The 12,198-nt window shown below is 53.1% G+C and carries 15 protein-coding genes; 6 read left to right on the forward strand and 9 right to left on the reverse strand.

Going from position 1 to position 12,198, the window contains the following annotated elements; translation table 11 throughout:
* Positions 1-6 precede the first annotated feature (6 nt).
* Both ACFE8Q_RS05170 and ACFE8Q_RS05175 read right to left on the reverse strand, forming a co-directional pair.
* A complete protein-coding gene (locus ACFE8Q_RS05170) occupies positions 7-393 on the reverse strand; it encodes a hypothetical protein (RefSeq protein WP_375444288.1) in 387 nt (128 codons plus the stop codon).
* A gap of 160 nt (positions 394-553) precedes the next feature.
* A complete protein-coding gene (locus tag ACFE8Q_RS05175) occupies positions 554-835 on the reverse strand; it encodes a hypothetical protein (protein WP_375444289.1) in 282 nt (93 codons plus the stop codon).
* 52 nt (positions 836-887) lie between these two features.
* Between ACFE8Q_RS05175 and ACFE8Q_RS05180 the strand changes: the two genes are divergently transcribed.
* Positions 888-1,802, forward strand: coding sequence for a cation diffusion facilitator family transporter (locus ACFE8Q_RS05180; protein ID WP_375444290.1), 915 nt, complete (start codon positions 888-890; stop codon positions 1,800-1,802).
* Between the two features lie 52 nt (positions 1,803-1,854).
* Complete coding sequence (locus tag ACFE8Q_RS05185) at positions 1,855-2,598, forward strand: class I SAM-dependent methyltransferase (protein WP_375444291.1); 744 nt, start codon at positions 1,855-1,857, stop codon at positions 2,596-2,598.
* Positions 2,599-2,618: 20 nt separating this feature from the next.
* Here ACFE8Q_RS05185 and ACFE8Q_RS05190 read toward each other — a convergent pair whose 3' ends face one another.
* From ACFE8Q_RS05190 to ACFE8Q_RS05205, 4 genes are all read right to left on the reverse strand, one after another.
* Positions 2,619-3,026 carry a PaaI family thioesterase gene (locus ACFE8Q_RS05190; RefSeq protein WP_375444292.1) on the reverse strand — a complete coding sequence of 136 codons (408 nt, stop codon included), beginning with the start codon at positions 3,024-3,026 and terminating at the stop codon, positions 2,619-2,621.
* A 151-nt stretch (positions 3,027-3,177) separates the two neighbouring features.
* Positions 3,178-3,534: a type II toxin-antitoxin system HigA family antitoxin gene (locus tag ACFE8Q_RS05195; protein ID WP_375444293.1), complete on the reverse strand. Its 357-nt coding sequence runs from the start codon at positions 3,532-3,534 to the stop codon at positions 3,178-3,180.
* The gene (locus ACFE8Q_RS05200; protein ID WP_375444294.1) at positions 3,531-3,842 is read right to left on the reverse strand and encodes a type II toxin-antitoxin system HigB family toxin; all 312 of its coding nucleotides are present in this window, start codon (positions 3,840-3,842) and stop codon (positions 3,531-3,533) included. Before ACFE8Q_RS05200 ends, ACFE8Q_RS05195 begins: the two co-directional genes overlap by 4 nt.
* Positions 3,843-3,912: 70 nt before the next feature.
* Complete coding sequence (locus ACFE8Q_RS05205; protein ID WP_375444295.1) at positions 3,913-5,592, reverse strand: VRR-NUC domain-containing protein; 1,680 nt, start codon at positions 5,590-5,592, stop codon at positions 3,913-3,915.
* Positions 5,593-5,720: 128 nt separating this feature from the next.
* Between ACFE8Q_RS05205 and ACFE8Q_RS05210 the strand changes: the two genes are divergently transcribed.
* The 3 genes from ACFE8Q_RS05210 (at position 5,721) to ACFE8Q_RS05220 (ending at position 9,185) form a co-directional block, all read left to right on the forward strand.
* Complete coding sequence (locus ACFE8Q_RS05210; protein ID WP_375444296.1) at positions 5,721-6,689, forward strand: DUF2157 domain-containing protein; 969 nt, start codon at positions 5,721-5,723, stop codon at positions 6,687-6,689.
* 30 nt (positions 6,690-6,719) lie between these two features.
* Positions 6,720-7,895: a hypothetical protein gene (locus ACFE8Q_RS05215; RefSeq protein ID WP_375444297.1), complete on the forward strand. Its 1,176-nt coding sequence runs from the start codon at positions 6,720-6,722 to the stop codon at positions 7,893-7,895.
* A gap of 237 nt (positions 7,896-8,132) precedes the next feature.
* Complete coding sequence (locus tag ACFE8Q_RS05220) at positions 8,133-9,185, forward strand: hypothetical protein (RefSeq protein WP_375444298.1); 1,053 nt, start codon at positions 8,133-8,135, stop codon at positions 9,183-9,185.
* Positions 9,186-9,195: 10 nt separating this feature from the next.
* Here ACFE8Q_RS05220 and ACFE8Q_RS05225 read toward each other — a convergent pair whose 3' ends face one another.
* Entirely contained in the window at positions 9,196-9,615 is a 420-nt protein-coding gene (locus tag ACFE8Q_RS05225) for a hypothetical protein (RefSeq protein WP_375444299.1), read from the reverse strand.
* A 1-nt stretch (position 9,616) separates the two neighbouring features.
* Entirely contained in the window at positions 9,617-10,003 is a 387-nt protein-coding gene (locus tag ACFE8Q_RS05230; RefSeq protein ID WP_375444300.1) for a nuclear transport factor 2 family protein, read from the reverse strand.
* A gap of 140 nt (positions 10,004-10,143) precedes the next feature.
* Between ACFE8Q_RS05230 and ACFE8Q_RS05235 the strand changes: the two genes are divergently transcribed.
* A complete protein-coding gene (locus tag ACFE8Q_RS05235) occupies positions 10,144-11,331 on the forward strand; it encodes a phosphoglycerate kinase (RefSeq protein ID WP_375444301.1) in 1,188 nt (395 codons plus the stop codon).
* Between the two features lie 111 nt (positions 11,332-11,442).
* Here ACFE8Q_RS05235 and ACFE8Q_RS05240 read toward each other — a convergent pair whose 3' ends face one another.
* A complete protein-coding gene (locus ACFE8Q_RS05240; RefSeq protein ID WP_375444302.1) occupies positions 11,443-12,090 on the reverse strand; it encodes a peptidoglycan DD-metalloendopeptidase family protein in 648 nt (215 codons plus the stop codon).
* Between the last annotated feature and the right edge of the window lie 108 nt (positions 12,091-12,198).

The raw sequence follows: 12,198 nt of genomic DNA on the forward strand, positions 1-12,198 counted from the left end.
GGCCGCTTATCCGATGCGTGGGGGCTGGAAGATACCGTGCAGTGGCGCGGCATAGGGCGATTGCTGGTAGTACGACAGTGGGCGGCAAGAGGTTGCGTCTCCGGTGGCGTCAGCAAAGTGGAAGGAAAATAAATCGGTGCAGAACAGGGTCAGCACCGGCATGTTCTGAATGCGCTCGGTAGTTTCGCGATCTTCGCGATCATGCTGCGCCTTCAGCTTTTTGGCCAGATAACACGTACCGTTACAATTCAACTGGGGGCGGTTTCGGTTCTGGCAGAGGTTTTTGGCAATGAACTCGCGGTTCAACTCAAACGACATCACAATTACCTCGCGGCTGAACAGTTGCAGCAGCAAAGAGGCAATAAGTGTGTACGTGAGTAGTTGACGAACCATGTGTATAGCTACAGGCTGGCGGCAAAAGTAAGGCGATCCACTATCCGGTCGATTAAAAGAGCGGAGTAATTTCGCTGACGGAAAACATACGACTTATCAGCAACCGTAGTTTTAGGTAAGTTGCTATTTAGTTGGCTGGCAAGCTGCCTTTTTGTAAGCGCTATATATCGGGCTCTTCCGGTTTGGCCAGCAAATAAATCACCAGGCTGAAAACCAGGGCTCCGGCACTACTCAGGAGGAATGTGAAAACGGTCAGGTTGAAATCGTCGCCGGGCAGAATGGGGCCTGTACGTGCAAGGAGGTAGCCGATTCGGGCTACCAACGTCACGGCCGTCAGGGTTGAACCAACTACGATCAGCCAGAGTACGGCTGGTACGCGGAACCACCGCCAGCTAACCACGCGCCCGTCGGGTGTAACATAGGTTTTTATCGATTTTTTCATTCCCTGAGAAAATACTGCGTTGCTTTGTAGACAGTCGAATAAAGATACAACAATGCACAACCACGCGCACGATCATTCACACGCCCATACACCCACTATAACCACGATAAGCCGCACCCTGTTAATCGGGGCCGGGCTGAATATTGTTTACGTGGTGATTGAATTTGGCATGGGGCTACGTACCCAGTCGCTGGCATTGATGGCCGACGCCGGGCATAACCTGTCCGACGTGGCCGGGTTGCTGTTGTCGTTGCTGGCGTTCCGGCTGGCCAAGGTCAAATCGAACCAGCGGTTCACGTACGGACTTCGGAAAAGTACCGTACTGGCTTCGCTGGTCAATGCCGTATTGTTGCTGTTGGCCGTAGGTGGAATTATGCTCGAAAGTATTCAGCGGTTTCGCCATCCCGAACCCGTATCGGGCAACATTGTGGCGTGGGTAGCCGGGCTGGGTATTATTGTCAATGCGGCGTCGGCCCTGCTGTTTTTTCGGGATAAAGACCATGATCTGAACATGAAAGGAGCGTATCTGCATCTGCTGGCCGACGCGCTGGTGTCGGTCGGAGTGGTGGCGTCGGGGCTGGTCATCAGCTATACCGGCTGGTTCTGGCTCGACCCGTTGATGGGCCTGGTGGTGGCGCTGGTAATTCTGTCGGGTACGTGGCAGTTGCTTTCCGATAGTCTGCGCCTTACCCTCGATGGCGTGCCGATGGGAATCGACCTGGCCAAAGTACAGCAGGTTGTAAGCTCGGTGCCGGGCGTCGTAGCGGTAGATCATGTACATATTTGGGCCATGAGTACTACCGAAAATGCACTTACGGCTCACCTCACGATAGCACCAGAGTTGACGAATAGCCAGCTCGACAGCGTGAAGAAAGAGGTGCGCCATGAACTGGAACACCTGGGTATAGAACACGCTACGCTCGAAGTGAATACAGAGGGAATGGCGACCGACAAAACGACTATCTAACGCACCGGATTGCACCAGGTTGACCTAAATTCATAAATCTGAACTAGTTTACATGTCTGTTCCCCTCGACCGTTTCTCCGGCCACGCCGCTGATTACGCCCGCTACCGGATCGACTATCCCGGCGAGTTGTACGATTACATACTCAACTACGTACCTGGCCGACAGGCCGCCTGGGACTGTGCTACCGGGAACGGACAGGCGGCCGGTGCGCTGGCCAATTACTTCGAGCAGATCGAAGCAACCGACCTGAGCGAACGGCAACTGGCGAATGCCGTAAAGCGGCCCAACATTACGTATCAGGTCGCCACGGCCGAAGCAGCTCCTTTCGCCGACGAAAGCTTTGATCTGGTCACCGTTGGGCAGGCATTGCACTGGTTCGACGTACCTGCGTTTCATGCCGAAGTGCAGCGGGTACTGAAACCGAAAGGCATCATTGCCGAATGGGGATATGGCCTCAACGAAGTCAACGCGCCCATCGACGCGCTCGTCCGCTTTATTTACCGCGAAGTGGTTGGCCCGTTCTGGGACCCGCAACGGCGACATATCGAAACCGAATACCAGAACCTGCCTTTCGACTTTGCCGATGTGAAATACACCCGCGTTACTGCCCGCCGCGAGTGGCTGGTGGAGTGGTACATGAACTATCTCCGTACCTGGTCGGCGGTGCAGGGCTTTCGCAAACAGCATGGCTACGACCCAATCGACCAGTTCGATAGTGACTTCCGGCGCCTGTGGGGGCCTATTCACCGCGAGGTCCGTTTCCCAATCTTTCTCCGTCTGGGACAGAAAAAGTAAACGTTGGACTTTGTAGCCGCTTACTTTTTCCTTAGCACATTAAAAACGGCGCTTACACGGACAATGCGTTCGTCGTCTTTCATAATAAAGGCATTGACGAACGCTACGGCGTCGCCGATTTGTTGAATATCGGTGTGTACTTCAAGCCAGTCGCCCACTTTGGAGTTGCCCACAAAATCGGTGGACAGGCTGACGGTGACGAGCGGCACGGGCGGTTTTTGTGAGAAAGCGGCGGCGTAGCCCATTGCCACATCGGCTAACGTGGTGTATACGCCCGAGTGCGTAAAGCCACGGCCATTGACGTGCTTATCGAGTACCAGCATGCCGATAATCAATTCATCACCAACTTGTTGACTATACAAAGGACCTGCCGTTTCCAGGAATGGGCTGGTGCGAAAAATAGGCTCAAAGCCTTCTGGAATTTCCATAAAGAGAGATTTGAGGCCAATTTACAACAGCCGAAAGGATTTTTTGCCGAATGTATATACCGAGTCTGCCAAGTAGGTAACCGGGTATAGTTGTGTCATGCACAGTGCAAGACTGATGTAATCAGGTGTATCTGGAATGTCAGAATCTCGCTTAAGCCAATAAAACGCTGGCTGGAATGCCTAATTCTTTGTAAAAGAACTTGGCCATTGTAAGTGTGAGCGGTTTACGTCGATTGAGAACTGCTGATACGTAGCTTTTGCTGCCCAACTTGCCAACAAAGTCTTTATTGTGGATTCCTTTCTCGGCCATCTTAAGACGTATAGCTTCTATTGGGTCAGGCGATGGTATGGCATACTGCACATCCTCGTACGATTTAATGAGCAGTAGGGCGACCTGTAACGCTTCGCCATCTGGACTATCCGGCTTTACTTTTCTGTCAAACTGTTCATCGACCCAAGCCATCATCGAGTCGTACTCCTGTTCCGATTTTATTGTCTTAAGTGTCATTGCTTATGATATTGAACAGTGGAAACAGCTACCTTATCGTATTCGGTATGCGTTCCAAACCACTTGATCTGAATCGTCTTATAATCAAATACCATACGTACCACCATACGATATTTGTTGCCCATGATATTGAAGACTACCCGATCATCGGCGACTACGCTAACGTTGCCAAATGTTGCTTTCAACTCATTGAAATTCGTAAACTCCCGTTCTTGTAAGTCGATATACCAATGTTTCAAGGCGTTTGCGGCTTGAGGGTATAACTGGCAATAGTCGAGTAGCGTCCGGCGAGCTATGATGTTGAACATGAAGCTACAGAGAGAAGTTTACTCATAGTGAACAAAACTACTCCTCTTTCGCTGGCGGTCAAAATAATACTTACATGGCCCAGATCACGCGTACGACTTTGCCCTGCACGCCGATGGTCTGGAAATACTCGAGCCAGTGAAGCTGCTGAGGCCCCAGATGGTCGGTAGGGGATTTTACTTCCACGAAACTGTAATCGCCCGTTTCGTTCCAGATCAGCAGGTCGGGAAAGCCGCGCGTGTGCTCGCGGACGTTGCGCGCCATTTCGAGCAGGATCAGCCGTAGCTGCTCGATATCCAGCACGTCAATCAACTGATTCACCAAGCCCAATAGCTCATCATTCCAGTCGACCAGCACGTTGGTGATGCCGTACTTGGCGTTGTAGGTACGTCCCACGTGCCGCCGCCACTCATCTTTGGTGGTCAGTTCGGTCAGGCGCTTCTTGAGCAGGTCTTCGCGACGTACGTAAAAATCGGGCAGGTAAAAATCTGACGGGGCGCGTTGCAACGGGTGGTGAATCGCGGCTACGTTGGCATCGTAAATCACATCCCAGAACACCAGCCCGAACAGGCCGCGCCAGGGGTAATTTTCGGTGAAGGCCGCATCGTAGCCTTCTTCCAGATAATAATTCATCACGCCCGCCTCAACATGGTGCCGGTACGCCGCCGGAATATCGAGACTTTCGGCATCGGACAAAAAACGAGTAGTGGCTTTCCGGGTACGTTTTTTGGCGGTGGTGCCCAGAATTTTCTCCCGGAAATCAGTGGCAAAATACCGTTCTTCGGCGTTTTGCGGCGTCACGGCAATCTCGTCGATCAACGCCAGGGCTTCATCGACCAGCCCGTTTTTGAACAGCAGACGTACCCGGCGTTCGCGGGCCGGCACCCGATCTGAAAGTTCGTAGACCGCCAGCGCCTGATCGGGGAGTTTTTGCCGTTCGAGGTAGGCACCAACGCGGCAGACCAGCTTCTGGTAGCCGGGAAACGCGATTTCGGTCAGTTCGGGGCGGGTTTCGTTCCAGTTCAGGAACCAGTTGTAAATGGCTTCGGGCGGTGTTTCGGCTTCTTTCTGCTCGTAAAAAGCTTCGTTCGTCAGCGAGATCAGCAGCTTGTCTTCCACTTCCTTGCGCGTTCTGAAACGAGCCGTCATCTTGCTTTCGTCATGCTGCTCGAAGTTCATCATGCCCATATCGCGCATCACAAACTCGGTCATGTCGGAGCCGCGATTGCCGAAGAAGAGGAACTTCACCATCATGACTTCCGCCTCGAAATTGACTTTTACCACCGTTTCGCGCGTGGTGAGGCTGGTCACGATTTCGCCAAAATCCAGTTCGTTAAGGGCGTAGCGAACCACCTCTTCCTTTTTCAACTTGGTCAACGCACGCACTTCGTCGGGTTCCAGCGGCAGCAGATCCATCAGATCAGGCTTCGTGAACACATCGAGCGCTTCGTGGCCCATGCCTTCGTGACGGGCATGCAGGCGGTCGACAAATCCGGCATTCAGCAACTCGCCCAGGGCAACCGGTAGGTCGTTTATTTCGCGGTAATTCAATTTATTGACCCGAAAGAATACACCTTTGCGATTACTGACCCTCACGTACAGGCATTGCGCGTCGGTGCTTAATGCATCAAAACGATTCAGGAAATCGGTTTCGGCCTCGTTGAGCAGCCCGCCATAGAGCCGCCGCACAAAGTCGAGCACGTACCTGAAATTATGCCAGTAATAGCGGGGTTGAAGAATGACTTTTTGCATGGTTCTGATAGAACGCAGATTAAGCGGATCAAGCAGATTTTTGTAAATAAAGCGAAAGAAAAATCTGCGTAAATCCGCTTGATCCGCTCAATCCGTGCTCTATTATTTTAACACAAAATCCCCCGTTTATGTCCCCATTTGACGTGCTGACGGCCCTGAAACAGCGGAGCTTACTCACGCCCACGCAGGCTGACGCACTGGCTGATTTTGAACGACAGCGACCCGTTTCGCTGCATCACGAACTGCGGGCTGCGCTGTATGTTGGTATCCTGCTTTTAACGGGTGGCCTGGGCTTACTGATCTACGAACATTACGACGAGATTGGCGACCTGGCCATTATTGGGGGCATGGCCGCTTTATGCGTCATATCGTTCTGGTATGCCTGGAAAAATCGCCCGTTGCTTTCGCCCGAACAGGCCAGGAACCGATCGGTTTTTGGCGATTATACCCTGCTGCTGTCGTGTTTGCTGTTTCTGTCGCTGGAAGGCTACGCCCAGTACCGGTTCAATCTCTTTGGTACCCGCTATGGGCTGGTTACGTTTATGCCGGCGGTTCTGTTTCTGGCCATTGCCTACCGGTTCGATCATCGGGGCGTGTTGGGCATGGGCCTTACCGCGCTGGCTTCGTGGGTGGGGGTTACGGTTCGCCCGCTCGAACTTCGGCTGAAAACCAATTTTTTCGACGAACCCACCGTGCTGGCCGCCATCGGGCTGGGTACGTTGCTCATTGGCGCGGCACTCTGGCTGGAGAAGCGCCGCATCAAAGCGCACTTCACCTATACGCTGTTGACGTTTGCTGGTAATTTGCTACTGCTGGCGCTGCTGGCGGGCGTTTTTAATTTCGACGGGCGGCGGTGGCTGTATGGCGTGCCGTTGTTTGCCGTTTGTGCCGCCTTCGACTGGTTATCCCGGCGCGAGCAGGTATTTCTGTACCGGTTGATGGGCGTAGTCTACGCCTATATCGGAGCAACGTACCTGATCCTCTTTCGTCTGCTCGATGGCATGAACTACCCAACCGAAGTGTACCTCATTTATTTCATAGCCACCGGAACGGCGGCCGTTTATTACCTGACCCACACCTTCCGCAAACCCCGCTGATGCTGGCCAAACCTACCTGAATACGACCCTATGAAAGCATATAATCTGGCCTGGCTCGAAGAACGCGACATCCGGCAGCAGGCCGACCGCTGGCAGGCCCAGCACGTTTTGACCGATGAACAGGCCGAAGCCATCCGACAGGCGTATCCGATTCGCTTTAAACAGACCGGTACAGCGCTTGAAATCGGGTCGTTTGTGTTTACGTTGCTGGCGGCGCTGGCACTCTACGGGCTCGTGAGCATTACGCTGGATATAAACTCCAGAGGGTCGGGGCTGGTGTCGCTGATCATGGCGGGCGGCACGTTTGCGGTAGCCGTATTTTCCATCCGGTCAAACCAGTTTTACCGGAATGGAATCGACAACGCGTTGTGGCTGGTGTCGGCTCTGTCGGCGGTCTGGGGGCTTGTTCTGGTCTTTTTCCAACGAAACGATGTGTTTCCGCCGTTCTGGGAAGTTTGCCTGATTGCCCTGCCCGTTTTGCTGGCTTACATCATCTACACCGGCGATACGATCCTGACCTACTTCGGCTTGGCTGCGTTCTATGGCCTCATCTTCGACGGTTTGCTCGACATAAGTTGGGGGCAATCTATGTTGCCATTCGCCCTGATGGGTGCTTCGGCGGGGTTGTTTGCGCTGGTCAGTTGGCTTGGTAACTCAATGACTAACGCCGTGTATTACAGCGACGTGTTGACGCTGGTGCAGTGGGTGTCGCTGTTTATTGGGCTGGCCGCTGGCAATTACTACGTCGTCCGCGAACTGAACGCCCTGCTGCTCGACGGCCGTTATGCCATTTCGCCGGAGATTGCTCTGCCCGGTTTATTCTGGCTTACTACGTTTGTTATTCCGCTGCTATACGGGGTGGTTGGCTTTCGGCAGCGCAACCGGATGCTGCTGGTGGTGGCGGTTATCGGTGTGGCGGGTGCCATTGCAACGGTGTATCATTATGTAGGTACGTGGCCGCTCTCGGTAACACTCGCGATTCACGGCGGGGTAGTGATTGGTCTGGCCATTCTATTGATCCGCTACCTGAGAATGCCCAACTACGGATTCACCGATGCCATTGATGAGGAGCCGCCTTTGGAACTGCTTCGGCACGTTGGCCTGCTGACCACGTTGCAGGGCACGGCCAATGCCCAGAATCAGCCTACTGGTCCACGCTTTGGGGGCGGTGATTTTGGCGGGGGCGGCGCTGGCGAACAGTATTGATCTGACGATTTACAAGCAGCGATTAGCCGAAAGTGGTGATGATATACATGGCTGCCGGAACGTAATCTATCCCGTTGAATCTAATTGTTACTTTGTCTGTAGACTTTATAGTCAATAATCAATTCAGGTACGTTATCTAGCTACAAGTACATCTGTAACAAGTGATCAGTAGCAAACTGAAATGGGACGAATCGTCGCAGAAACAGGCTGTTTATAGCTGGGATCTTCGCTTTTTTTATGTCTCGAAATGTATCGATTGAATACCTGAAAGCTGTATTGGTGAGCGTGATGGTATTCACTCACAGTTTTGCGTTGTTGGGAACGCTTACTCCCGGCAATATCAGTAGTCAGGCGTATTATCTGTTTTCTGTAGTGGGTACGCTCATCGTTTTTTCGGGCTTCATTTTCTGCTTCGGCTACGCTTCATACCACGCTTATCTGTCGAAACCGTTTTCACAGGTTCGACAGAACCTGCTGACTACCGCGAAGAATCAACTGGTGAGTTATTACATTTCGGCGCTGCTGGCGGTGGTTTGCCTGCCAATTCCGGGCCGGGCCACCGGGGTTCTACTGTCAGGCGATGTGGGTGCGGTACTGGGGTTTTCCTACATAGCTCCGTATTCCGAGTTTATGCTCGCTTACTTCCTGATTACGGTCATCACGCTCCTGCTTTTCAAACCGCTGGTAGCTCTGTCGAAATCGCCTTTGGCCCTGTTGATTACCGGGTTGCTATCATTGATTGCCACCGTACTGATTCCGTATGATCTGTTTATCGATAACCCACTTGGTCTCTTCGTGGGTAGCCGGAGCTACGCCGCATTTCCGCTTGTGCAGTATGGGGTGTTTTACATGGCAGGGCTATACTTTGCTCGTTTCACCATTATCTGGAAGTGGCCCGTTGCGGTTATTGCACTAAGTGGAACGCTATTTTTTGTCCTCTACTACCTCAAAACGGGTTCGTTTCCAGTCCGGTTTCCGCCATCGATCGGCTGGATATGCGGGTCATGGGGCATTCTCTACGGGCTATATTTATTGATACACTGGGGTGTCTCCAGGGGATTCACATCGCCGCTTTTGTTGATGATGGGCGGCAACACGCTGCTCTTTCTGCTGCTCAGCAACATGATGTTTTTTGCCCTGAGCAATCGAGTCAAAACCACGCCAGTTGGGGCCATGCTCATTGGTGCCGCTGTCTTGATGGCCTGTTGCTACATGGTGCAGATTACCCGAAAACCACCCGCCCTCATCCGGCGGGCAACCCCCGTTATCGAGCCAACCGAGTTAAGCTGATTCGTTGAATTTATTTTTCCCGATTTCCCCACTGATAGGCTATGTAAACCACATAAGCTACCACGGCAAACTGAATCTGCCAGATACGTTGCTGGATCAGTTCATAACCGGGTAGCTGGGTACGTTCGGCGGCCCAGAGCGTGGCTGCTTCGCGCGAAACGATGGTCAGAAACGGGATTGTCGCGAACCCCAGTGCCACAACGAGCCGGTTACCCATTGGGCTTTCGAACCCGGTCATCGCTTGCTTTATGGCGAAGAAAAGGAAGGCAACAGGTACCGTTGAGAGGAGCCACATATGCCATTTGCCAATGACCAGGTACGTATCGTATACGGTGATGGAAGTGGCTGCTTCGGGCAGGAAAAACACAAGAAGCCCGCATCCACTGGCAATAACCAGCAGATAGATAAGTTCCCGATAACCGGAGTTCATTTTACTGAATATCAATCAGTTTGCTGATGAGCCGGTCTTGCAGAACAAAAACGGAATGGCTTTGAAGGCTGATGGTTTCGCCCGCCGTCCGGTCGTTGAAATCAACGGCGAGGGTGGCGCTGTAATCGATTTTTACGCTGATCACGTCATCGGCTACCGTCCGGTCGCGGAGGGTTTGCTCGCGCTGACTAAATAGCTTGGCGGCCTTTTCAGCTTGCTCCCGAAAAGCGGTTTTCCCGGTCAGGGTCATCACCGGATGCCCGTTGGTCAGGTGTTCAAAAATAACATCCTCGGCCAGGCAGGCCATCATGCCATCAATATCTTTGCGATTATACGCGTCCACATAAGCGACAACTGTCTGTACGTTCGCTTCTTCAATGCCAGTCATGCAGGTTGAACTTCAGTTTGGTAATTTGACCCTGAAATAGGGGAAATTTAGGCAAACTATCACATAGTTAACTTAGCCACGTTTGGATTCGCGTACTTTTGGACCGTAATACAAACCAGAAATAACCTTCTGACGCTCCCATGCAGACCGTAGACTCCTACAATTTTGCCGGTAAAAAAGCCCTCGTTCGTGTCGACTTTAACGTACCGCTCGACAAAGACTACACCATTACCGACGATACGCGGATTAAAGCGACGATTCCCACGATTAATAAGATTCTGGCCGATGGTGGCTCGGCCATTATGATGTCACACCTGGGCCGCCCGAAAGATGGACCTACGGAAAAATATTCACTTAAGCACCTGATTACCAAGTTATCGGAGACATTTGGCCGGGAAGTAAAGTTTGCGGACGACTGCATCGGCGAGCAGGCTACTGAACTGGCCGCGAGCCTGAAACCGGGCGAACTGCTGCTGCTCGAAAACCTTCGTTTCTACAAAGAAGAAGAGAAAGGCGACGTTGCTTTCGCCGAAAAACTGGCCAAACTGGGCGACGTCTGGGTGAACGACGCCTTCGGAACCGCCCACCGCGCCCACGCCTCAACGGCCGTCATCGGTCAGTTTTTTCAGGACCGGGTTTGTGGGTACGTAATGCTGGCCGAAATTGAAAATGCCGACAAAATTCTCAACCATGCCGAGCGCCCCTTCACCGCGATTATGGGTGGAGCCAAGATTTCAGACAAGATCCTGATCATCGAACGGCTGCTCGATACGGTCGATACGCTTATCATTGGTGGCGGCATGACCTACACCTTCACTAAGGCGCAGGGCGGCATGATCGGCAAGTCGCTGCTCGAAGCCGACAAGCAGGAACTGGCCCTGGAGATTCTGAAGAAAGCCGAGGCCAAAGGCGTGAAGATCGTGATGCCCGTCGATAATATTTGTGCCGACGCGTTCTCGAACGATGCCAACCGGCAGATCGTTGCCACCGGTCAGATTCCCGACGGTTGGGAAGGCCTCGACATCGGCCCTGAGTCGGTGGAGTTGTTCAAAGAGATCGTGGCTAACTCAAAAACCATCCTTTGGAATGGCCCAATGGGTGTATTCGAGTTTCCGAATTTCGCGACGGGCACCAACGCCATTGCTGAAGCAGTGGTAAAAGCCACCGAAGAAAACGGCGCCTTCTCGCTCATCGGCGGCGGAGACTCGGCCTCGGCCATCAACAACGCGGGCTACGGCGACCGCGTTAGCTATGTATCAACCGGCGGCGGCGCCCTGCTTGAATACATGGAAGGCAAAGTGCTGCCCGGCGTAGCAGCGTTGCAGTAGGTATATAGTTCCGACGTAGCCCCCGCCCTACAGGGAGCCTGCTTGCGTGAAAGTAACTTCGCCATAGGCATACGCAAGCAGGCTCCCTGTAGGGCGGGGGCTACGTCAAACCTAAAATACAAACGGGTTCGGATCGGGGCATAAACCCAGCCAGTAGTCCCGTTCCGACTCCCGGCAGACACCGGGAAAATCGCCGCGCAGGCCCAATATATCGTGCATGAGTTGAAAATGCAGATGCGGCGGCCAGTCACCGTTTTCGGGGTAGGGGCCAAGTTCGGCCAGCTTTTCACCCGCCTTTACTACTTTTCCTTCATACAAATCGGCCAGCGACGCCCGCGACAGGTGCCCATAGAGGCTGTAGCGGGGAAATCCGCCGTGGTCTGCCGCTGCGGTCTGGTGTTCCAGAATAATCGTGGGGCCGTAATCGGCATAGCGGGCGTTGTCGGCGAAACTGTGGATGATTCCGTCTACGGGAGCGAATACCGGCGTACCGGCGTCGGCCCAGAAATCGACGCCGAGGTGAATCGTACGGGGCTCCTCATCGGTGGGGGTAAAATGGCCACTGTTGCGGTAAATAACCCGATCTTCGGCATACCCACCCACGCCCACTACAGCTCCCGCTTCGCGCAACTTGCCGGACACGTACCTGGCGAACGTACCTGTATTGGTCAGGTCGAGGGTGGATAGGTCAGGATTGTTAGCGCTAAAATCGAGTAGTACGTAAGGGTCGTGGGCAAAATCGAAGGGAAGCAGGTGCATAGCGAGGCAACGATTGGACGTATGGAATTAGGTATTCATTAATTAAACCACAAAAAACGGCTTTAATCATTAGTCCCGACGGCTTTTGGCCTTTCTGATTAGATCGGC

The sequence above is a fragment of the uncultured Fibrella sp. genome (assembly GCF_964250085.1).
Lineage (GTDB): Bacteria > Bacteroidota > Bacteroidia > Cytophagales > Spirosomataceae > Fibrella.